The 20,637-nt window shown below is 63.7% G+C and carries 18 protein-coding genes and 1 pseudogene; 16 read left to right on the forward strand and 3 right to left on the reverse strand.

All coding sequences use genetic code 11. The features are described 5' to 3' along the window. Positions 1-455: 455 nt before the first annotated feature. From Q3C01_RS32920 to Q3C01_RS32940, 5 genes and pseudogenes are all read left to right on the forward strand, one after another. Positions 456-878, forward strand: coding sequence for a YciI family protein (locus Q3C01_RS32920; RefSeq protein WP_458149432.1), 423 nt, complete (start codon positions 456-458; stop codon positions 876-878). 52 nt (positions 879-930) lie between these two features. Further along, the gene (locus Q3C01_RS32925) at positions 931-1,296 is read left to right on the forward strand and encodes a YciI family protein (RefSeq protein WP_458149433.1); all 366 of its coding nucleotides are present in this window, start codon (positions 931-933) and stop codon (positions 1,294-1,296) included. 82 nt (positions 1,297-1,378) lie between these two features. Next, entirely contained in the window at positions 1,379-2,134 is a 756-nt protein-coding gene (locus Q3C01_RS32930; RefSeq protein ID WP_458149434.1) for a TetR/AcrR family transcriptional regulator, read from the forward strand. Positions 2,135-2,255: 121 nt separating this feature from the next. Continuing rightward, positions 2,256-2,741: a DUF2852 domain-containing protein gene (locus tag Q3C01_RS32935; protein ID WP_458149435.1), complete on the forward strand. Its 486-nt coding sequence runs from the start codon at positions 2,256-2,258 to the stop codon at positions 2,739-2,741. A 171-nt stretch (positions 2,742-2,912) separates the two neighbouring features. Continuing rightward, positions 2,913-3,673, forward strand: a pseudogene (locus tag Q3C01_RS32940) (serine acetyltransferase domain-containing protein). 18 nt (positions 3,674-3,691) lie between these two features. Here the strand turns inward: Q3C01_RS32940 and Q3C01_RS32945 are convergent. Then, a complete protein-coding gene (locus Q3C01_RS32945) occupies positions 3,692-4,201 on the reverse strand; it encodes a winged helix-turn-helix transcriptional regulator (RefSeq protein ID WP_458149436.1) in 510 nt (169 codons plus the stop codon). Positions 4,202-4,410: 209 nt separating this feature from the next. Between Q3C01_RS32945 and Q3C01_RS32950 the strand changes: the two genes are divergently transcribed. Then, positions 4,411-5,121, forward strand: coding sequence for an SDR family NAD(P)-dependent oxidoreductase (locus Q3C01_RS32950; protein WP_458149437.1), 711 nt, complete (start codon positions 4,411-4,413; stop codon positions 5,119-5,121). Between the two features lie 23 nt (positions 5,122-5,144). Here the strand turns inward: Q3C01_RS32950 and Q3C01_RS32955 are convergent, their stop codons facing one another. Continuing rightward, on the reverse strand, positions 5,145-5,432 hold the full coding sequence (locus Q3C01_RS32955; protein ID WP_458149438.1) for a hypothetical protein: 288 nt from the start codon (positions 5,430-5,432) through the stop codon (positions 5,145-5,147). A 304-nt stretch (positions 5,433-5,736) separates the two neighbouring features. Then, on the reverse strand, positions 5,737-7,473 hold the full coding sequence (gene ggt / locus Q3C01_RS32960) for a gamma-glutamyltransferase (RefSeq protein ID WP_458149439.1): 1,737 nt from the start codon (positions 7,471-7,473) through the stop codon (positions 5,737-5,739). A 538-nt stretch (positions 7,474-8,011) separates the two neighbouring features. On the opposite strand from ggt, the gene tolQ reads away from it, so the two are divergent. The 10 genes from tolQ (at position 8,012) to ftsH (ending at position 20,466) form a co-directional block, all read left to right on the forward strand. Further along, positions 8,012-8,728: a protein TolQ gene (tolQ, locus tag Q3C01_RS32965; RefSeq protein WP_458149440.1), complete on the forward strand. Its 717-nt coding sequence runs from the start codon at positions 8,012-8,014 to the stop codon at positions 8,726-8,728. A gap of 37 nt (positions 8,729-8,765) precedes the next feature. After that, positions 8,766-9,233, forward strand: a complete 468-nt coding sequence (locus Q3C01_RS32970; RefSeq protein ID WP_254099914.1) for a biopolymer transporter ExbD — start codon at positions 8,766-8,768, stop codon at positions 9,231-9,233. After that, positions 9,230-10,183: a cell envelope integrity TolA family protein gene (locus Q3C01_RS32975; protein WP_458149441.1), complete on the forward strand. Its 954-nt coding sequence runs from the start codon at positions 9,230-9,232 to the stop codon at positions 10,181-10,183. Before Q3C01_RS32970 ends, Q3C01_RS32975 begins: the two co-directional genes overlap by 4 nt. Before the next feature lie 21 nt (positions 10,184-10,204). Beyond that, complete coding sequence (gene tolB / locus Q3C01_RS32980) at positions 10,205-11,563, forward strand: Tol-Pal system beta propeller repeat protein TolB (protein WP_458149442.1); 1,359 nt, start codon at positions 10,205-10,207, stop codon at positions 11,561-11,563. Between the two features lie 245 nt (positions 11,564-11,808). After that, positions 11,809-14,139 (forward strand): putative bifunctional diguanylate cyclase/phosphodiesterase, encoded by a 2,331-nt coding sequence (locus tag Q3C01_RS32985; protein ID WP_458149443.1) that lies wholly within the window; start codon positions 11,809-11,811, stop codon positions 14,137-14,139. A gap of 174 nt (positions 14,140-14,313) precedes the next feature. Further along, positions 14,314-15,039 (forward strand): N-acyl amino acid synthase FeeM domain-containing protein, encoded by a 726-nt coding sequence (locus Q3C01_RS32990; protein WP_458149444.1) that lies wholly within the window; start codon positions 14,314-14,316, stop codon positions 15,037-15,039. Between the two features lie 286 nt (positions 15,040-15,325). Next, positions 15,326-15,814 carry a peptidoglycan-associated lipoprotein Pal gene (gene pal, locus Q3C01_RS32995; RefSeq protein WP_458149445.1) on the forward strand — a complete coding sequence of 163 codons (489 nt, stop codon included), beginning with the start codon at positions 15,326-15,328 and terminating at the stop codon, positions 15,812-15,814. A gap of 211 nt (positions 15,815-16,025) precedes the next feature. Further along, positions 16,026-17,063, forward strand: a complete 1,038-nt coding sequence (ybgF, locus tag Q3C01_RS33000) for a tol-pal system protein YbgF (RefSeq protein ID WP_458149446.1) — start codon at positions 16,026-16,028, stop codon at positions 17,061-17,063. Positions 17,064-17,229: 166 nt separating this feature from the next. Further along, positions 17,230-18,300: a tRNA lysidine(34) synthetase TilS gene (tilS, locus tag Q3C01_RS33005; protein ID WP_458149447.1), complete on the forward strand. Its 1,071-nt coding sequence runs from the start codon at positions 17,230-17,232 to the stop codon at positions 18,298-18,300. Positions 18,301-18,543: 243 nt separating this feature from the next. Then, positions 18,544-20,466, forward strand: a complete 1,923-nt coding sequence (gene ftsH / locus Q3C01_RS33010; RefSeq protein ID WP_284268825.1) for an ATP-dependent zinc metalloprotease FtsH — start codon at positions 18,544-18,546, stop codon at positions 20,464-20,466. The last annotated feature ends 171 nt before the right edge of the window (positions 20,467-20,637 follow it).

Here is a 20,637-nt window from a genome sequence, read left to right on the forward strand (position 1 = left end):
GCAATCCGGCTTCGCCGCCTGTCTCGCCGACGACCGCGCCCGCTAGCGGACGCGCTCGCGACAAGTTCCGCTTCACCAGTCCTTTCGACGACAATCTCGACCATCAGGCTTAGAGCTGCTGGAAGCACACCGGCTCAATCGCGCGCCGCCACATTGGGCGCATTTTCGTCCAGTGCGACGAGGCCTTCGTCCCCGACCGCTTCTGGCAACAGACGGCAAGAGCTCCCGCAATACCGAACTCATGACCTTCGCGGGCGACGAGATCGCCCGCATCGACGTTTATTTCGGACCGGCCCATCGGCACGGCGTCCTCCTGCGGCGGCGGGGCTAGCCCCGTCGGGGCTTTACCTCCAAATTAATTTTCACCGGCGTGTCGGGACTGCAAGATGCGGTTCGTCTTATACGTGAGAGCCGGTGATCTTGGCCCAAAAGCGAAATACCCAAAGGACGCCACCATGCGATTCATGATGCTGATGATTCCGCTCGGTTACGAAACCGCGCCGAAAAACGTTCAACTCGATCCCGAGCGCGTTGCCGCGATGATGCGCTACAACGAGGCGCTCCAGAATGCCGGCGTCCTGATCACGCTCGAAGGTTTGCATCCGCCCTCGACGGGCGCCCGCGTCTCGTTTGCGACCGGCGAGCCGATCGTGACCGACGGACCCTTCGCCGAGTCCAAGGAGGTTTTGGGCGGCTACTGGATGATCGAGGTCGCTTCGCGCGATGAGGCGATCGCCTGGGCCAAGAAGTGCCCGGCCTCGCCGAACGAGATCATCGAAATCCGCCAGGTGCAGGAGATGGCCGACTTTTCGCCTGATGTGCAGAAGGCGGCCGCCGGCTTCACCGAACTGCGCAAAAGCGGCCAGTCCGGTCGCTAGCCTGCGCGATCGCCTTTCGTCCAAGCGCCAAAGCAACAGAGGAGTGAAGCCCATGAGCACCAACGACACCTATCTCGCCGTCTTCCTCGGCAGCAAGGAGAGCGCGAAGATGGCCGCCTGGAATGCGCTGCCGGAAGCCGAACGCAAGGCGAAGGAGAAGGAAGGCATGGCGGCGTGGCACGCCTGGGTCCAGAAGCACCAGGGCGCGATCCAGGCCATGGGCGGCCCGCTCGGCAAGACCAAGAAGGTCGACGCCAGGGGTGTCGCCGACATCGCCAATGAGATGGGCGCCTTCACCGTGGTCAAGGCCGCTTCTCACGAAGCCGCGGCAAAGATGTTCGAGAACCATCCGCATTTTGCGATCTTCCCGGGTGAGCGGGTCGAGATCATGCCGGTGCTGCCGATCCCCGGCGGCTAGCTCATTCCGGGGAAATACGGGGCTAATCAATCCCCGCCCGCGCTAGTGACCTTCGCGCACGGCTCATGTAAAAGTCATTCACATGAGCTGGCGCAAGGACGAGCAGCGCCGCGCTGAGCGCGGCTATCATCACGGCAATCTGAAGGAGGCGCTGCTTCAGGCGGCGCTGGGGCTGATCGCCGAGAAGGGCGCGGCCGGCTTCACCTTTGCCGATGCGGCGCGGATGGCGGGCGTCAGCCCGGCCGCTCCCTACCGACACTTTCGCGACCGCGATGAGTTGCTTTCCTCGATCGCCCAGCGCGGCTTCGAACAGTTCGAGGCGCGCCTGACCGCGGCCTGGGACGATGGCCGCCCGGACACCGTCACTGCGTTCGAGCGCGTCGGTAAAGCCTATCTCGCCTTCGCGCGTGAAGAGCCCGCTTTCTATTCCGCGATGTTCGAATCCGGCCTGCCGGTCGACGCCAATCCGGCCCTGATGGCCGCAGGCGAGCGCGCTTTCGGCGTCATTCGTGCGGCGGCAGAGCGCCTCGCGGCGTTGACGCCGCCGGGCACGCCACGGCCGCCGGCGATGATGATGGCGCTGCATATCTGGTCGATGTCACACGGCGTGGCCTCGCTGTTCTCCCGCGGCGATGCCGCGCGGCGCAAGCTGCCGATGTCGCCAGATGAGCTGCTCGAGGCCGAGGTGCTGATCTATCTGCGTGGGCTCGGCTTCCCGATCGATCGCCGTCCCATGGCGGGAGGCGCCGAGCCGCCGCCGGTGCCACCGGAGGCATCCTCCGCTTCTGGCAACTCCCCGGGCGGCCCTTCGGGTGGTCCTTGGGGCAAGCTGAAATAAAATTGCGCAAATAAATCGGCGGGCCTGTCTGGCGGCCGGCTTGACAAAACCGCGGGATCGGCTACCTATGTAAATGTTATTTACATTCACAACGGCGTGACTGCCGTGATGGAGATGGGAAATGGCCTACACCGCTGATGTCAATCGATGGCGCGGCCCCTCGGACGACCCCTACTACCGCCCCCACATGCTCGATACGCCCTGGCACCCCGGCTGGATTGCCGTGACCATCCTGGGCTTCATCATCTGGTGGCCGATCGGGCTTGCCCTTCTCTTTTTCACACTCGGGAGCAGAAGAATGTCGTGCTGGAGCCATCAGGATCGCTGGCAGAACAAGATGGAGAAGATGCAGTACAAGATGGACCGCATGCGCGACCGCATGGAGCGTCGTGGCTTCGGCTTTGGCTTCGGCCCGCCGACTTCCGGCAACCGTGCCTTCGACGAGTACCGCGCCGAGACCCTCCAGCGGCTCGAGGAAGAGCAGCGTGAGTTCAAGGATTTCCTGACGCGGCTGCGTCACGCCAAGGACAAGGAAGAGTTCGACCAGTTCATGGCGCAGCACAAGACCCGTCCGACGCCGCCGAACGAGCCGCCGCCGCAAGGTTGATCTGATCCTCAAAGCCTTCAGGCACACGCCCCCATAAGTCCTGATGGCCCCGAGCCGCCCGCCTGCGAGCCCCGCAGGCGGGCGGTTTGGCTTTGCGAGCTTGGTGGCGCACTGCCGCACACATCATATATTCGTGCGGCGAAACCGTGTGGCAAAAGACCGGAGGCGGCGATGGCGGGAGCTGCGATCGTAGCGGACGACAGTCTCTGGCAGGCGATTCGTGGCGAGGCGCAACGCGCAGCTACGGCCGATCCTGTCTTCGGCGTCACGTTGGCGGAGACCATTCTCGCGCACGACGATTTTGCCGCCGCTCTGTCCGATTTGATCGGGCGACGGCTTGGCGGCAACGCCACGACGCGCACACGCCTCACAGCGTTCGCCAACGACGCTTTCCACGACCAGCCCGGCCTGATCGAGATGGCAAGCCTCGATTTGCGCGCATCACGATCCGGGATCCCGCCGTCGCCGGCCTGTTGCCGCCGCTGCTGCACTTCAAGGGCTATGTCACGCTCGAGGCCTGGCGGGTCTCGAACTGGCTCTGGCATCGCGGACATATCGATGCGGCGCTGCTCTTTCAGAACGAAGCATCCAACGCGTTGCAGGTCAGCATTCATCCCGCGGCGCGCATCGGATCGTCGGTGTATCTCGACCACGCCACAGGCATCGTGATCGGCGCGAACGCCGTGATCGGTGACGCCGTCACGATTCTCCAGAATGTCAGTATCGGCCGCCGTGGCGAATTGCCGACCCGCTCGCCTCGGATCGGACACGGTGTCTTCATCGGCGCCAGCGCGGTCATCCTGGGCGACGTTCGCATTGGCGATTTCGCCAAGATCGGCGCCGCGTCGGTTGTGATCTCTGACGTGCCAGACGGCTGCACTGCGGTCGGCAATCCCGCCCAGTTGACCAACTGTCCGGAGCGGGCTGCCTGATTGTCGAAGCAGCGGCCGCTATTTCGCGCGGGCCGATGAGGCGGCTTCGCGCGCTGCGAGCTCCTTGGCCGCGCCTTTCGCTGCGCCGGGGCCGGCGTGCACGTGGACCTCCTTCGCAATGATCGGCTCGCCGCATTCGGAGCAGACCAGCACCGGATCGAACATCTTGCCGCAGCTCTTGTGCTGGTGAAGCATGGGGCGGCCGCGCTCATCCACCATGTGGGTGTCGCCCCAATGCACGATCGCCATTACCACGGGATAGAGATCCAGTCCCTTCTGGGTAAGGATGTATTCGTAACGCGTCGGATTCTCCTGATAGGGCGAACGCCTGAGCACGCCGAACCGGACCAGCTTCTTCAGGCGATCGGCGAGGATATGCCGGGTGACCCCGAGCCGCGACTGAAACTCCTCGAACCGGCGCACGCGCAGAAAGCAGTCGCGCAGGATCAGAAGGCTCCAGCGGTCGCCGATCACGGCCACAGTTCTGGCGACCGAGCATTGTTCCTGCTCAAGCAAATCCCATCGCATTCCGTCCGACCCCCGAAAAGGCTGAATTCTCAACGCGTTCGTGTGGCAACAATATAAAATTCCAAAATGGAATGAAAGCTCCTTAAAAGAGGCCGAAACCCCGTACAACTAGGTAAAACCAGCGAACCAGTATATAGTTTCATTTTAGAACTATATGGCAATCCTGTGCGGATAGTGACGTAGGCTCCAAGCTCCAGCGGGAGGATGCGATGAAGACGGCAATCGTGATCGGTGTGGGCCCTGACCGCGGGCTCGGCGCCCAGCTCTGCAAGCGGTTTGCTGCGGACGGGCTCAAAGTGATCGTAGCGGGTCGGACCTCTTCGATGCTCGAGGCGGTTGCGAATGCTATCGAAAAATCGGGAGGACAGGCCGTTCCCTTTGTCGCCGATGCCACCAAGGAGAGCGACGTCGCCGCGCTGTTCGATGCCGCCGGCAGCGAGCTCGATCTCGCGATCTACAACGCCGGCAACAACACGCCCGGCAGGATCATCGAGATGGAAGCCGACTATTTCGAGAACGCCTGGCGCGTCGTCTGCTTCGGCGGCTTCCTGTTCGGCCGCGAGGCGGTGCGCCGCATGGCGCCGAAGAAGGCCGGCACGCTGCTCTTCACCGGCGCCAGCGCCTCGCTACGCGGGCGCTCTGGCTTTGGCGCGTTCAACTCGGCAAAGGCGGGCCTGCGCACGCTGGCCCAGGCCATGGCCAAGGAATATGCGCCCGACGGCATCCATGTCGCTCATGTCGTGGTCGACGGCGCGATCGCCGGCGACAAGATCATAAACCGCCTTCCCGATGCTGCAAGCCGGCAGGACAGCTTGATCAGCATCGAAGGCATCGTCGATGCCTTTGCCTTCCTCTACAGGCAGCCCGAACGCGCCTGGTCGTTCGAGCTCGACGTGCGGACGTCGAAGGAAAAATGGTGAGATCTCGGCCCTTGCCTCACCGATCACGCGGCCGCCTTGTTCTTGATGGCTCCGACGATCGCGGTGAGGATCGCCCCGCCGGCGCCACCGGCGACGACTTGTGACACGACGCTGCCAACGCTCAAATTGCCGGATTCTGCTGCGGCCATGATGGACGGAAGCAGCAGCGTAATGACCTGGCCGAGCACGCCGCCACCGACCAGGCCTGAAATGACGTTGCCGGCCATTCCGAGATCAAATGTCGGCGAAGACTTGCCCGCGCCAATTCCACCAACCGCGCCTGACACGAGATTGATCAGAATCTGTTCCATGCAGATCTCCCGTACGAGGTCGTCGGGCGGGCTCGCCAGCCATAGCCGTCAGTTGTTTGACGAGCGGCCCATTTTCGCATCGTCAGGTGGCTTGAGGGCAAGGACAATAGAGTGAGTTCCTGATTGACCGGTGGGATAACCCTCGCGCGTGGCACAAGCTGCATAGCGTGGTTTTCGCCGCTGTCTATCGAACGGCGGTAGGGTGGGCAAAGGCGCGTTAGCGCCGTGCCCACCATCCCTCCGCGATTGCGACAGAAGTGGTGGGCACGCTTCGCTTTGCCCGCCCTACGCATCTACAAGACCCTCAATACCCCGCGGCCAGTCCCGTATTGCGGCGGGGATCGTTGGCGCCATAGTAGCGGTTGTTGCCGACCGGCTTGCCGTTCAGCGACGGCGCGCCGACGATGATGACCGCCAGATGGTTGGCTGGTTGCGGCGGCCCGAACTTGTGGCCCATGCCTTCCAGAATCTTGCGGGTGTCCGGCGACAGCGCATAGTCTTCGACATTGGTCAGGTCCGGCAGCCATTGCTGGTGGATGCGCGGCATGTCGACGGCTTCCTGCGCGTTCATGTCGTAGTCGATCGCGTTGATCATGGTCTGCAAGACAGCCGTGATGATGCGGCTGCCGCCGGGCGTGCCCACCACCATGACGGTCTTGCCGTCTTTGGTGACGATGGTCGGGCTCATCGAGGACAGCGGCCGCTTGCCGGGAGCGATGGAATTGGCCTCGCCCTGCACCAGGCCATAGAGGTTCGGCACCCCGACCTTGGCGGTGAAGTCGTCCATTTCATCGTTCAGCAGCACGCCGGTCTTGGCTGCCGTCACCTTGGCGCCGAACCAGTCGTTCAGCGTGTATGTCACCGACACCGCGTTGCCGTCCTTGTCCGCTATCGAATAGTGCGTGGTGTTGCTTCCCTCATGCGGCGCGACGCCAGGCTTGATGTCCTTGGAGATGCCGGCCTTGTTCGGATCGATCACGGCGCGGATCTTGGTCGCGTAGTTCTTGTCGAGCAGACGGTCGAGCGGGTTCTTCACGAAGTCGGGATCACCGAGGTAGCTGTTGCGGTCCACGTAAGCGTGGCGCATGGCTTCGATCTGCACATGCACGGCCTGCGCGGAGTGGTAGCCCAGTTCTTTCAGCGGATAGCCCTCCAGGATGTTCAGGATCTCGCAGATGACGACGCCGCCCGAGCTCGGTGGCGGTGCGGAGATCACGTGGAAGCCGCGATAGTCGCATTCGACGGGCGCGAGCTCGCGCGTCTTGTAGCCGTCGAGGTCGTCCTGCGTCAGCAGGCCTTTGCCGGCCTGGCTCGATGCCACGATGGCGTTGCCGACCCAGCCCTTGTAGAAGCCGTCGGTGCCTTTGCTGCTGATCTCGCGCAGGGTCTTGGCGAGCTCCGACTGCACCAGCTTCTCACCCACCTGGAACGGCTGCCCGTTGTTGAGGAAGATGGCAGCGGATGCGGGATCGTCCTGAAAATCCGTAGTGGCGGTACGCAATAAATCGATGTCGCCCTGTTCCAGTGCAAAGCCCTGTTCGGCGAACTGGATTGCTGGGGCGAGCAGGTCGGCGCGCTTCATGGTGCCATACTTCTCGCGCGCATATTCCATGCCGGAGACGGATCCCGGCACACCCACGGCCAGGTGTCCCTTGGTCGAGATGCCCTTGATGACGTTGCCGTCCTTGTCGAGATACATGTTGGCCGTCGCGCCCTTGGGCGCCGTCTCGCGGAAATCGAGGAAGGTCCTGCGGCCGTCGGCGAGCTCGATCGTCATGAAGCCGCCGCCACCAAGATTGCCGGCTGCCGGATAGACCACCGCCAATGCGTAGCCGACCGCGACGGCCGCATCGACGGCATTGCCGCCACGCTTGAGCACGTCCACACCGACCTGTGTCGCCAGATGCTGCGCGGACACCACCATGCCGTTTTCCGCGGCAACCGGCGCGACCGATGCCGCGCGCGCTGGGTCCAACGTTGTGAGGCTGATCGAAACAATCGCGGCAGAGATCCACCGCACGCCTGTTCCTGGTTTCTGCACGGGACGCTCCTTGAGTTGGGCCGGTGAATCCCGGCACACATTGTTGTTCGCGCGCGCAGCCTATCAGCTCGTGCCCGTTGTGAAATGCGAGGTGTGACGTCATCACGGGACAAAGTGCGGTTCCTCCGCCCTTGCGGGGGAGGGCGGGGGAGAGGGGGGCCAGGAAGAAGAAAATGTGTATCGGGGGGGGAACCGTGCTCGCTCTAGGCCGGCAACTCGCTGCGACGCGGGAACGCACCGCCAACCGCCTGCACGGCCTACCATTCCGGCAGCCAAAAGTGCCCGCGCTAACCCCGCATTAACCATCGTCGGCGTCTGGTAAGGTCGGCAAGTCGCGCCCAAAGGCTTAGTCGAGGCCCTTAGTTTTGACATCTTGGCAGGGAAAGCAGTCGGCCGGCTTCGGACGGGCCGCTGCAATCCAAAAAAGACAAGGCTTTGCGCAGGCTTGGCAGCTACGCGCGACCCGCGCGGCTTGGGGAACCGGCAGCCATTTTGCGCGCCGAGGACATGGAACGATCGCCTTGAGAGGATACTGCTTATGAACCCGGCCGACGTCGCTCAGTCAGCCCTCCCGGTTGCGGCTTCCGCCGACGTGTCATTGGTTGCGCTGTTCTGGCAAGCTCACTGGATCGTGAAGGCGGTCATGCTCGGGCTGTTGTCCTGCTCGGTCTGGGTCTGGGCGATCGCGATCGACAAGGTCTTCCTCTATGCCCGCACCCGCCGCTCGATGGACCGTTTCGAGCAGGCGTTCTGGTCCGGCGAATCGATCGAGGAGCTCTATCGCACGCTATCGGCCAAGCCGACGCATTCGATGGCGGCCTGCTTCGTGGCGGCGATGCGCGAATGGAAACGCTCCTTCGAGAGCCACGCGCGTTCCGTCGCCGGCCTTCAGATGCGCATCGAGAAGGTGATGAACGTGTCGATCGCGCGCGAGATCGAGCGGCTGGAGCGGCGGCTCCTGGTGCTCGCGACCGTCGGCTCGGCCGGGCCCTTCGTCGGCCTGTTCGGTACCGTCTGGGGCATCATGTCGAGCTTTCAGTCGATCGCGGCCTCGAAAAATACCTCTCTGGCGGTGGTGGCGCCTGGCATCGCGGAGGCGCTGTTTGCGACCGCAATCGGCCTCATCGCCGCCATTCCTGCCACTATTTTCTACAATAAGTTCACCTCCGAGGTGAACCGGCAGGCCCAGCGGCTCGAGGGCTTTGCGGATGAATTTTCAGCCATCCTGTCCCGTCAGATCGACGAGCGTGGGTGATGGACGCTATAGTGAAGACGATCGTGGGCTCTAGATCATGGCGATGAACGTAGCCAGTTCGTCCGGTGGCGGCGGCCGCCGCAGCCGGCGCAAATCGGTCATGGCCGAGATCAACGTCACGCCGATGGTCGACGTGATGCTGGTGCTGCTCATCATCTTCATGGTCGCAGCGCCGCTGATGACATCGAACATCGATATCGATCTGCCGGTCGCGAACGGCGGCAAGTCGATCTCCTCGAACGCGCCGCCCTTGACGCTGTCGGTGAAGCGGACGACCGGCGGCTGCAATTCGAATGTGGAGCTGTACCTCGGCGACAGCCCGATCTCGGCTGGCGATCTTCAGTCCAAGATCGAGGCAATCAAGGACACGCGATCCGACGCCGACCGGGTCGTCTATCTGCGCGGTGACAAGGACGTCTGCTACACCGACATGATGAAGCTGCTTGGGCAGGTGCGCGCCGCCGGCTTCAAGGCCAACATCGTGATTATCCCGGAGCAGGGATGAAGGTCAAAGTCGACAAGACTGTTGTTGCGTCGATTGTCCTCCACGTCCTCGTGATCGGCTGGGGGCTGATCTCATTTAGCTCTCGCGCCCTCGAAGTGCCGGAAGAATCCGTCATTCCCGTCGATATCTCTCTGGATCAGCCCGCCAAGGCGACGGCCGGCATTCAGACCGCGGAGAAGGACAAGCAGAAACCCAAGGTCGACAAGGTCGCTCCCGAAGTGACGCCGCCCGAGGAGTCCCAGGGCAAGATCACCATCAAGAAGGAGCTGATCCAGACCAACACGACGCCTCCGCCGCCGCCGAAGGTGGTGGAGAAGCCGGTCGAGAAGAAGCCGGATTCGCCAAAGCCCGTCCAGGAGACCAAGCCCACGGACGAGACCAAGCAGGCCGAGAAGAAGCCCGAGAAGGACAAGATCGATCCGATCGCGGACGCCTTGAACAAGCCGGAGAAGGAGAAGAAGCTGCCGCCGCCCAAGCAGCAGGAGGCCAAGCCGCAGCCGCCGAAGCCGAAGGACCGGCCGTTCAATCCGATGGACATCATGGCCAAGCTCGAGGACAAGCGCGATCCGACGCGGCATGAAATGACCGGCGCGACGCCGAATGCGACCAGTGCGCTGGGAACGCAGAACGGCAAGGACACTGCGATTGTCGCGACCTGGAAGGGCGCGTTTGTCGCCGCCGTCAGGCGCTGCTTCAGATTCCCCTATAATGGCCAGGATGCCGATCAGTTCGAGGTCGACATCGACATCCAGATGCGTCCGGACGGCACGGTTGCCTCCTCGCCCGTGATCGTTGCCGTGCGCGGCCCGTCGCGCTCGGTCGGCACGGCGATGGCCGAGAGCGCGAAGCGGGCGGTCGAGGAGTGTCAGGCCTATGCATTCCTGCCCAAGGCGCAATACGACACGTGGAAATACATTCCGATGACGTTCGGCCTCAAAGATATGCTGTAAGCGTGAAAAGACATAACTCAGATGAATAAGATGCCATCGCTGACACGACGTGGATTCATGATGGCGGCAGGATCAACTGCCGCAATGCTGGCCGGCCGCTCTGCGCTTGCGCAGGGACGCCTCCAGGTCAACCCGACCGATTTCCAGCCGATTCCGATCGCGATCCCGAATTTCGTGGCGGGCTCGCCGTCGGACGGCGAGGTCGGCGCCGGCGTGACGCAGGTGATCACCAACAACCTCAAGCGCTCGGGCCTGTTCAATCCGATCGACCAGGCCGCTTATCTGGAGCGCATCAGCAACATCGACGTTGCGCCGCAATTCCAGAGTTGGAAGCAGATCAACGCCCAGGCACTGGTCACCGGACGCATGACGCGTCAGCCGGACGGCCGCCTCAAGGCCGAATTCCGCCTGTGGGACGTCGTCTCGGGCCAGCAACTCACCGGCCAGCAATATTTCACCTCGCCGGAATATTGGCGCCGCATCGCCCACATCATCTCCGACCAGATCTATCAGCGCCTCACCGGCGAGACGGGCTATTTCGACAGCCGCGTCGTCTTCGTCGACGAGAGCGGGCCGAAGGAGCGCCGCGTCAAGAAGCTCGCGATCATGGATCAGGACGGCGCCAACGTGCGCTATCTGACGCGCGGCTCGGACCTCGTGCTGACGCCGCGCTTCTCCCCGAATTCGCAAGAGATCACCTACATGGAGTTCGGCCAGGGCGATCCGAAGGTCTATCTCTACAACATCGAGACCGGCCAGCGCGAAATCGTCGGCAATTTTCCGGGCATGACGTTTGCGCCGCGGTTCTCGCCGGACGGCCAGCGCGTCATCATGAGCCTCCAGCAGGGCGGTAATTCGAACCTGTTCGTGATGGACCTGCGCTCGCGCTCGACCACGCGGCTCACCGACACGCCGGCGATCGACACTTCTCCTTCGTACTCACCAGATGGCACCCGCATCTGCTTCGAGTCCGATCGCGGCGGCAGGCCGCAGATCTATGTGATGCCTGCGGGCGGCGGCCAGGCGCAGCGCATCTCCTTCTCCAAGGACGACGCCAATGCGAGCTACTCGACGCCGGTGTGGTCGCCGCGCGGCGACTACATCGCGTTCACCCGGCAGGGCGGCGGACAGTTCTCGATCGGCATCATCAAGCCGGACGGTTCGGGCGAGCGCCTCCTTACCTCGGGCTTCCACAATGAAGGCCCGACGTTCGCGCCGAACGGCCGCGTCGTGATGTTCTTCCGCGATCCTGGCGGCAATGGTGGGCCGTCGCTGTTCAGCGTCGACATCTCCGGCCGCAACGAGCAGAAGGTGCCGACACCGGGCTACGCATCCGACCCCGCCTGGTCGCCGCTTCTGTCCTCGACGTCGGGCCAATAAATCGCCCGCGTCGCGCGTTCATCGGCGCGAAGTTTTCGAAAAACAGCGCCGAGTTTTTCGCTTTCCTCGATTGCGGCAAGCTTTCCTTCACCTTGTGCCCGGCAAAGCTTGCCCAGTTGCTTGATATCTCAGCAGAAATTCGTTCGCTGAAGGTTCAAAACAACGCGTCTTTAACGATATTCCCTCAGAAAGACTTCATCTCGGCTGGGTAAAAGTACGCTCCAAACAGGATGCGTAACAAGCCAATGCAACTGGCCGACCAGAAGCAGAGTGATCGAGACGAGCTGGAGCCCATACTCTACGCCGCCCTCATCAACTCCATGGTGCAGAATTTCTGGGCGATCTTCATCGGCTCGGCCTGTACTGCCGTGGCCGCGGTCATGACTGCGCTGAAGACTGGCGACGTCTTGCTCTGGCCGATCGCGTTCCTGATCATTGCCATTGGCACTGCGCGCGCATTTCAGATGCGAGGGTACGAAGACCAAACACTGGCTTTGACGTTCGAACAGGCCAAGCATCTGGAGCCGCGCTACTGGCTCGGCGCGCTCGCCTATGCAGGGGTGCTCGGCCTGTGGTGCTTCGTTGTCATCTACAATAACGACGATCCGGTCGCGAACATGCTCTGCGTCGCCGTCACGGTCGGCTACACCGCCGGCGGAGCGGCCCGGAACTACGGCCAGCCCAGGGTGATCCAATGGCACGTCATGCTTGCCTGCGGTCCAATGTCGCTCGCCCTGTTGCTGCATGGCGGATTCTACTACATCGGGCTCGCCGTGCTGCTCGTCTTGTTCTTCATCGGCTTGAAGAACATCAACCTCAGCCTGCACGCGATCTTCGTCAAGGCTCTGACTTCGAGTTTCCGCGAATCCGCGCTGGCAGGTCAGTTCGATACTGCGCTGAACAACATGCCGCACGGCCTGTGCATGTTCCGCGCCGACGGACGGCTTGCGGTGATGAACCATCGCTTCAGCGACTTGATGGTGCTGCCGGAGAATTTCGTCGCCCGTGGCGCCAGCGCCGCCGACGTCGTCGCGGCCTGCGTGGCCTCGAACTCGATCTCGCTGGAGAGCGGCGACATGATCCTTGGCGAGATCAAGGGCGCACAGATGAAGGAGATCGTCACCACCGATCCCGATCTGAAGCGCTGCCGCACGCTGTCATGGACGTTCCAGCCGATGGCCGGCGGCGGCACGGTGCTTCTGCTCGAGGACATCACCGAGCGCACCAATGCGGAAGCCAAGATCAGCCATCTCGCGCGCTATGACGAGCTCACGGCGCTGCCGAACAGGGTCAGTTTCCGCGACGAGATCGAGCGGCTGCTCGCGATCTCGCACGATGCCGAGCGCCTGTCCGCGCTGCTGTTCGTCGATCTCGACCAGTTCAAGCAGGTCAACGACACGCTTGGCCACCCCTGCGGCGACCAGCTCCTGTGTGCGGTGGCGAACCGCTTGCGCGAGATGCTGCGCCCCGAAGATTTCGTCGCCCGCTTCGGCGGCGACGAGTTCGTCGTGTTCCAGCAGAACCTCAATTCACCCGAGGATGCCGCGGCGCTCGCCCGCCGCATCGTCGAGCGGCTCAGCGAGCGCTACCGCATCGACAATCATCTGGTGGAGATCGGCGCCAGCGTCGGCATCGCGCTGACGTCTCCCGAAGGCCTCAGCGCCGACACGCTGCTCAAGAACGCCGACATGGCGCTCTACCGCGCCAAGGCCGACGGCCGCGGCACCTTCTGCTTCTTCCGCGACGAGATGGCTGCGACCGTCGAGGCACGCCGCATCCTCGAGCTCGATCTGCGCAAGGCGCTCGCCAACGAGGAGTTCGAGCTGTTCTATCAGCCGCTGGTCAATCTGAAGACCGGCAAGATCACCACCTGCGAGGCGCTGCTGCGCTGGAATCATCCGGTGCGCGGCACGGTCTCGCCGGTCGACATCATCCCGGTTGCCGAGGACATGGGCCTGATCGTCGATCTCGGCCGCTGGATCCTGCGCCGGGCCTGCATGGAATGCATGAAGTGGCCCGAAGGCGTCAGCGTCGCCGTCAACTTCTCGCCGCAGCAATTCCACCAGCGCGACGTGCTCAGCGAAATCCGTTACGCGCTGGAGGTCTCCGGACTTCCGGCGCATCGGCTGGAGATCGAGATCACCGAATCCTCGCTCTTGCGCAACACCCAGCTCACCCACGACATCCTGTCGCAGCTTCACACGCTGGGGGTCAGCATCTCGCTCGATGATTTCGGCACCGGCTATTCGAGCCTCAGCTACCTGCATAACTTCCCGATGCAGAAGGTGAAGATCGACCGCTCCTTCCTCGAAGGCATCGACACCGACCGGCCGCTCACGCTGCTGCGCGGCGTGGCGCGGCTGTCGGCCGATCTCGGCATGGCGGTCGTGGTCGAGGGCATCGAGACCAACGAGCAGCTTGAGCTGATCAGCGCCGACGGCACCGTCACGGAAGCTCAAGGTTATCTGTTCAGTCGCCCGGTCCCTGCGGTACGGATGCGCCAGCTTCTCAACGCCTCGCATGGCCGCCGTGGCGAAGACGAGCTCCAGGTTGTCGGATCGCGCTCCTTCGCGTAATCGGTTTCTTGAGATTTCCAATAGCGGCAGTGTGTTGCCGCGGACTCCGTACTCGTGCGGGTTAACCCTAATTAATCGATTGCTTTGCGTCGCGGTTAAGAAGGTGTTAATGAATTGTCACGCGCGCTGAAGTTGTTTTCGTGCGTCGTGGTGGGTGGTGCGCAAGGAGTTTGGATGCAGTCCTCAGCCCGATCGATCATTTCGGCTGTTGGACCGGGAGCAGAACTCCTGACCGACGTCGACTACCGGCTTGCTGAAACCCACGACGAGAAGGAGGAGATCTACAACCTCCGCTACCGCGCATATCTGCGGGAGCAGGCCGTCAAGGAGAGCCCGGACGGCCGGGTCACCGACCGGTATGACGATCTGCCCAACTCGTGGACCTTCGGTGTCTATCTCCAGGGCGAACTCTGCAGCTCCGTGCGCATCAGCGTGCTGACCGCGGAATGGCGCGAGTCCACCTCAACTGACGTATTTCCCGACATCCTGCTTCCGAGACTTGACCGCGGCGAGGTCATGATCGATCCGACGCGTTTTGTCGCTGATCCCGACAAGGCGAAGCGGGTTCCGGAATTGCCCTATCTGACGCTGCGCATCGCTTATATGGCCTGCGAGCATTTCAAAGCCGATCTCGGCCTCGCGATCGTGCGTGCCGAGCATCAAGCCTTCTATCGGCGGGTTTTTCTACATGCGACCATCGCCGAGCCCCGGCTGGTCCCCGGCCTCACCAAGCCGTTCGGGCTCATGGCGGCGGATTTCCCGACCTTCCGGAAAAGAGTCTTTGAACGCTATCCGGTAATGCGTTCGACCGCCTTCGAGCGGCGGATGCTGTTTGGGCGCCGCGGTGAGCGCCAGGTCGCGCAACGACGGGTGCTGGTGGCGGACGCCGCCCACGCCTGATTCCCGGCTGGCGGGTGAGCCACCGCTCCGCTCCGTCGGCATTTCCCTGTTCATCTTGGGGCGGCAGGCCCAAAATTCGGGCAAAACAGGCGTTTCGGCCGCCAACGCGGCTTGCCTTCACCGTCGCGCCACATTTACAAACCATTAACCATCGCGGTTGCTTTTCGCCGATCGGGGGCATTTGACCGGCCGTGGCAACGTCCCATCAAGGTTGACGGAACGTTCGCTTAACCAACCCCCTGTAGACCGGACAGCAGTGGACTAACGTGAGCATGGAGGCTCCGGAATGAAACATCCTATGCGTATCCTCCAGGGATTGAAGCTGGTCGCGGTGCTTGCCGTCGCGCTGTCGATGGGCGCCTGCGCCAACAAGAACCTTGCTGCGGATGCGATGGCCAACGCGGCGACGCCCGGCAGCCAACAGGATTTCGTCGTGAACGTGGGCGACCGCGTGTTCTTCGAGAGCGATCAGACCGATCTGACGCCGCAGGCGATCGTCACGCTGGAGAAGCAGGCGCAGTGGCTCCAGAGCTATCCGCGCTACACCTTCACCATCGAAGGTCACGCGGATGAACGCGGAACCCGCGAATACAACATCGCGCTCGGCGCGCGGCGTGCCCAATCGGTGCGCTCGTTCCTGGCTTCGCGCGGTATCGACCCGAATCGCATGCGCACCATCTCCTACGGCAAGGAGCGGCCGGTCGCGGTCTGTAACGACATCTCCTGCTGGTCGCAGAACCGTCGCGCCGTCACGGTGCTGAACGCGAGCTCCTGAACGGCGGCCGTTCCGCCAAGGAAACCTGACCAAGGAAACCTGACCACGGAAACCTGATTTGCCGGCGCCCCCTCGGGCGCCGGTTTCGTTTGCTGGATCAAGTCATAGAAAGCCCTTGGTACCAGTCACATTTTTGGCGTACTCCGTCTCTCAATGTCTCGCGCGGCGAGTTGTCCGCCGCGCGCCACGTCGCTTTCGTCGTCAGGGCAAGATGTCATCCAGATTCCAGGCTTTTACCGGCACTGTGGCGATCGCCGCGCTGCTTTCGCTGTGCTCGCCCGTCTTCGCGCAGTCGGACGATGCCGATCCGGAGATGCGGATCGAGCGGCTTGAGAATCAGCTGCGCCAGCTGACTGGCCAGAACGAAGAGCTGCAATACCGCAACCGCCAGCTCGAGGAACGCCTCCGTCAGCTCGAGGGTGGCGCGCAGGGAGTCCCCGGGCAGACGCCGGCGCAGCAGCCCAATGTCGCGGCGGCGCCACCAGCGCCGGGCTATCGGCAGCAGCAGCCGGTGCAGCAGCCAGCCTATGAGCCGCAGATCGCGGCGCCCGCGCCGATCGTGCAGGAGCAGCCGGGGCCCGGTGCGCCCGGCAGCCGCCGCCGCGGTGATGCGTTCGATCCGAATCAAAATCCCAATGCTCCCGGTGCGCCGCGCGCGCTCGGCGGCGGTCAGCAGCCGATGACGGCGGGAGCGCCGGTCGGTGCACCAGGTGGCCGCGGCGCCGGTGAGCCGCTCGACCTCGGCAACACCGGCGGCCGCTATCCGCAGGCTGCGGCTCCGTCCACGCAGTCCGGCTATCCGGCGGCGCAGCCCGGTTATCCCGCGCCGGCCGCAGGCGGCGGTCTGGCGACCCAGCCGCCCTCGCAATCGCCGCGCGACGAGTTCGACCTCGGCATCGGCTACATGCAGCGCAAGGACTATGCGCTCGCCGAGCAGACCATGAAGAACTTCACGCAGAAATATCCGAGCGATCCCCTGCTCGGCGACGCCCAATACTGGCTCGGCGAGAGCTACTTCCAGCGTCAGCAATATCGTGATGCCGCAGAGGCCTTCCTCGCCGTCACGACGAAATATGACAAGTCCGCAAAGGCCCCGGACTCCCTGCTGCGGCTCGGCCAGTCGCTGGCCGCGCTGAAGGAGAAGGAAGCTGCCTGCGCCGCCTTCGGCGAGGTCGGCCGCAAATTCCCGCGTGCCTCCGCCGGCGTCAAGGCCGCCGTCGATCGCGAGCAGAAGCGGGTGAAGTGCTGACCGCTTGGCCTCATGAGAGCGTTTTCCAGCGAAGTGCGTGAAGAAAACGCGTCAAGACTAGAGTCTAGAGCCCCATTCCGATTCAATCTGAACGGAAACGGCTCTGGAGCGCTGACAATGCGGATGGCGCTGCGCTAAATAGGCGCGCCATCCTGCGGGCAGCGTCATGTCAGACGACGACAATTCTCCGATCTCGGCGCGCGAGGCGAAGCTGCTTTTCGCCGATCTGAGACGCGCGCCGGCGCTCGTGCTCGCTGTTTCAGGCGGGCCCGATTCCGTCGCGCTGATGTGGCTTGCCGCGCGCTGGCGCAAGAACCTCACGCGCGGCCCCCAGCTCATCGCTGTCACCGTCGATCATGGCCTCCGACCGGAAGCGGCGCGCGAGGCTCGCGACGTCAAGCAGCTGGCGCGTTCGCTCGATCTGCCGCATCGGACGATGCGCTGGACCGGCGCCAAGCCGAAGACCGGTCTGCCCGCCGCTGCGCGGGACGCACGCTACCGCCTGCTGACGCAGGCGGCGCGCGCGATCGGAGCGACCCATGTGCTCACCGCGCACACCCGTGACGACCAGGCCGAGACGTTGCTGATGCGATTGTTGCGCGGCAGCGGCATCGCCGGTCTGTCCGCGATGGCGCCCGTCACGGAGCGGGACGGGATCGCGCTGGCGCGTCCGCTGCTCGACGTGCCGAAGGCGCAGCTGATCGCGACCTTGAAGCGCGCCAATATCGGTTTCGCCGACGATCCGACCAACCGCGACGCCGCCTTCACGCGCCCGCGGCTGCGGGCGCTTTTGCCGCAGCTTGCTGCCGAAGGCGGCAGCGCGCGCAACCTGGCGCGGCTCGCGGCGCGGCTCGCCCGCGCCAATGCCGCCATCGACGTGCTGGCCGACGGTGCCGAGCGCTTCCTCGCTCTGCGGGATCGCGATCGTCCACCGCCCGATGCGCCTGCGCGAAGCTTCGATGCCTCGGCCTTCGTCACACTGCCCGAGGAGGTGCGCGTGCGGCTCCTGATGCGGGCGATCGACGCCGTCGGGCACGAGGGGCCGGCGGAACTGGGCAAGGTCGAGGCTCTCTTGGCGGTTCTTGACCGCGGCATCGCCGAGGGCACGGGCCGGCGCAACGTCGGAACCAGTCGGCCTCAGATCAAGCAGACGCTGGCGGGGGCCCTCATCAGCCTGTCGCGGGGGCGCATCCTGATCGCGCCGGCGCCGGCCCGGCGCGTCAGGGGCGGATCATGACACCGGCGCGTTCGGCCCCTGTCCCTCAGGACGCCTTAACCAGGGCGGAAAAACCCAGCCTGACCCGCCATTATTTCAGCGGGAATCGGGCTAAGATGGGATAAATAGTCCCATCTCGTTCCCTTGGCAGCGACCCGGGCGGCACCTAAATTGTATTCGTCTAACCGAGAGGATTCCTTGGGGATTTTCTCTAGCTTGCCCAAGGAATAGGGCCGCGATCCGCGCGACCACGAAGGAAGATCGATGAACGCCAATCTGCGCAATTTCGCCCTCTGGGTCATCATTGTCTTGCTGCTATTGGCGTTGTTCACGCTCTTCCAGAATCCCGGCCAGCGCGCCTCCTCCCAGGACATCGCCTTCTCGCAGCTCCTGAGCGAGGTCGATCGGGGCAATGTGCGCGATGTCGTGATCCAGGGACCGGAGATTCACGGGACGTTCACCAACGGCTCGAGCTTCCAGACCTACGCGCCCAACGACCCGACGCTGGTGAAGCGCCTCTATGACAGCAAGGTCCAGATCACCGCGAAGCCGCCGGGCGACAACGTGCCGTGGTTCGTCTCGCTGCTGGTCTCCTGGCTGCCGTTCATCGCGCTGATCGGCGTATGGATATTCCTGTCGCGCCAGATGCAGGGCGGCGCAGGCAAGGCGATGGGCTTTGGCAAGTCGCGCGCCAAGATGCTGACCGAGGCGCATGGCCGCGTCACCTTCGAGGACGTCGCGGGCGTCGACGAAGCCAAGCAGGACCTCCAGGAGATCGTCGAATTCCTGCGCGACCCCGGCAAATTCCAGCGGCTCGGGGGCCGCATTCCGCGCGGCGTGCTGCTGGTCGGCCCGCCCGGCACCGGCAAGACGCTGATCGCGCGCGCGGTCGCGGGCGAAGCCAATGTGCCGTTCTTCACCATTTCCGGCTCCGACTTCGTCGAAATGTTCGTCGGCGTCGGTGCCTCGCGCGTCCGCGACATGTTCGAGCAGGCGAAGAAGAACGCGCCCTGCATCATCTTCATCGACGAAATCGACGCCGTCGGTCGTCACCGTGGCGCCGGCCTCGGCGGCGGCAATGACGAGCGCGAGCAGACGCTGAACCAGTTGCTGGTCGAGATGGACGGCTTCGAGGCGAACGAAGGCGTCATCCTGATCGCCGCGACCAACCGTCCCGACGTGCTCGATCCCGCGCTGCTGCGTCCCGGCCGCTTCGACCGCCAGGTCGTGGTGCCCAATCCCGATGTCGTCGGTCGCGAGCAGATTCTGAAGGTTCACGTCCGCAAGGTGCCGCTGGCGCCGGATATCAACCTCAAGACCATCGCGCGCGGCACGCCCGGGTTCTCCGGTGCCGACCTGATGAACCTCGTCAACGAGGCTGCGCTCACTGCCGCCCGCCGCAACAAGCGCATGGTGACCCAGGCCGAGTTCGAGGAAGCAAAGGACAAGGTGATGATGGGCGCGGAGCGCAAGTCGCTCGTCATGACCGAGGAAGAGAAGCTGCTGACGGCCTATCATGAGGGCGGTCACGCCATCGTCGGCCTGAACGTCCCGGCGACCGACCCGATCCACAAGGCGACCATCATTCCACGCGGCCGTGCGCTCGGCATGGTCATGCAGCTCCCCGAGCGCGACAAGCTGTCGATGTCCTTGGAGCAGATGACCTCGCGCCTCGCCATCATGATGGGTGGCCGCGTCGCCGAAGAGCTGATCTTCGGCCGCGAGAAGGTGACCTCGGGAGCCGCTTCCGACATCGAGCAGGCCACGCGCCTCGCCCGCATGATGGTGACGCGCTGGGGTCTGTCGGAAGAGCTCGGCACGGTCTCCTACGGCGAGAACCAGGACGAGGTGTTCCTGGGCATGTCGGTGTCGCGGACGCAAAACGCATCTGAGGCCACGGTCCAGAAGATCGACTCCGAGATCAAGCGCCTGGTCGAGGAAGGCTACAAGGAGGCGACCCGCATTCTCACCGAGAAGCATGCCGACCTCGAGACGCTGGCCAAGGGCCTGCTCGAGTTCGAGACGCTGACGGGAGATGAGATCGTCGATCTCCTCAAGGGCAAGAAGCCGAACCGCGAGTCCGTGCTCGAGCCGAGCACGCCGCGCGCTTCGGCGGTGCCGCCGGCCGGCAAGTCGCGCCCGCGGCCCGATCCGGATCCCGGCCTGGAGCCGCAGCCGCAGGCGTAACCGCAAGCGGGCAGATCGAATTGAAAAACGCGGCGGCAACGCCGCGTTTTTTTGTGTTGGCGATGGTGATTTGCGAGCGGGCAACTCGGCGCCCCGTCATTGCTGTGCAAGTTCACTAATTCGGTGATCGAATGGTTTGGGTCTGGGCCTCGGCAAATCCCTTTGGTGTCT

This window comes from Bradyrhizobium sp. UFLA05-109 (assembly GCF_054185165.1).

Excerpts from the sequence above, each read along its gene's own strand:
- Q3C01_RS32920 (WP_458149432.1), top strand. The coding sequence starts at position 456 with ATGCGATTCATGATGCTGATGATTCCGCTCGGTTACGAAACCGCGCCG.
- Q3C01_RS32925 (WP_458149433.1), top strand. The coding sequence starts at position 931 with ATGAGCACCAACGACACCTATCTCGCCGTCTTCCTCGGCAGCAAGGAG.
- Q3C01_RS32930 (WP_458149434.1), top strand. The coding sequence starts at position 1,379 with ATGAGCTGGCGCAAGGACGAGCAGCGCCGCGCTGAGCGCGGCTATCAT.
- Q3C01_RS32935 (WP_458149435.1), top strand. The coding sequence starts at position 2,256 with ATGGCCTACACCGCTGATGTCAATCGATGGCGCGGCCCCTCGGACGAC.
- Q3C01_RS32945 (WP_458149436.1), bottom strand. The coding sequence starts at position 4,201 with ATGCGATGGGATTTGCTTGAGCAGGAACAATGCTCGGTCGCCAGAACT.
- Q3C01_RS32950 (WP_458149437.1), top strand. The coding sequence starts at position 4,411 with ATGAAGACGGCAATCGTGATCGGTGTGGGCCCTGACCGCGGGCTCGGC.
- Q3C01_RS32955 (WP_458149438.1), bottom strand. The coding sequence starts at position 5,432 with ATGGAACAGATTCTGATCAATCTCGTGTCAGGCGCGGTTGGTGGAATT.
- tolQ (WP_458149440.1), top strand. The coding sequence starts at position 8,012 with ATGAACCCGGCCGACGTCGCTCAGTCAGCCCTCCCGGTTGCGGCTTCC.
- Q3C01_RS32970 (WP_254099914.1), top strand. The coding sequence starts at position 8,766 with ATGGCGATGAACGTAGCCAGTTCGTCCGGTGGCGGCGGCCGCCGCAGC.
- Q3C01_RS32975 (WP_458149441.1), top strand. The coding sequence starts at position 9,230 with ATGAAGGTCAAAGTCGACAAGACTGTTGTTGCGTCGATTGTCCTCCAC.
- tolB (WP_458149442.1), top strand. The coding sequence starts at position 10,205 with ATGAATAAGATGCCATCGCTGACACGACGTGGATTCATGATGGCGGCA.
- Q3C01_RS32985 (WP_458149443.1), top strand. The coding sequence starts at position 11,809 with ATGCAACTGGCCGACCAGAAGCAGAGTGATCGAGACGAGCTGGAGCCC.
- Q3C01_RS32990 (WP_458149444.1), top strand. The coding sequence starts at position 14,314 with ATGCAGTCCTCAGCCCGATCGATCATTTCGGCTGTTGGACCGGGAGCA.
- pal (WP_458149445.1), top strand. The coding sequence starts at position 15,326 with ATGAAACATCCTATGCGTATCCTCCAGGGATTGAAGCTGGTCGCGGTG.
- ybgF (WP_458149446.1), top strand. The coding sequence starts at position 16,026 with ATGTCATCCAGATTCCAGGCTTTTACCGGCACTGTGGCGATCGCCGCG.
- tilS (WP_458149447.1), top strand. The coding sequence starts at position 17,230 with ATGTCAGACGACGACAATTCTCCGATCTCGGCGCGCGAGGCGAAGCTG.
- ftsH (WP_284268825.1), top strand. The coding sequence starts at position 18,544 with ATGAACGCCAATCTGCGCAATTTCGCCCTCTGGGTCATCATTGTCTTG.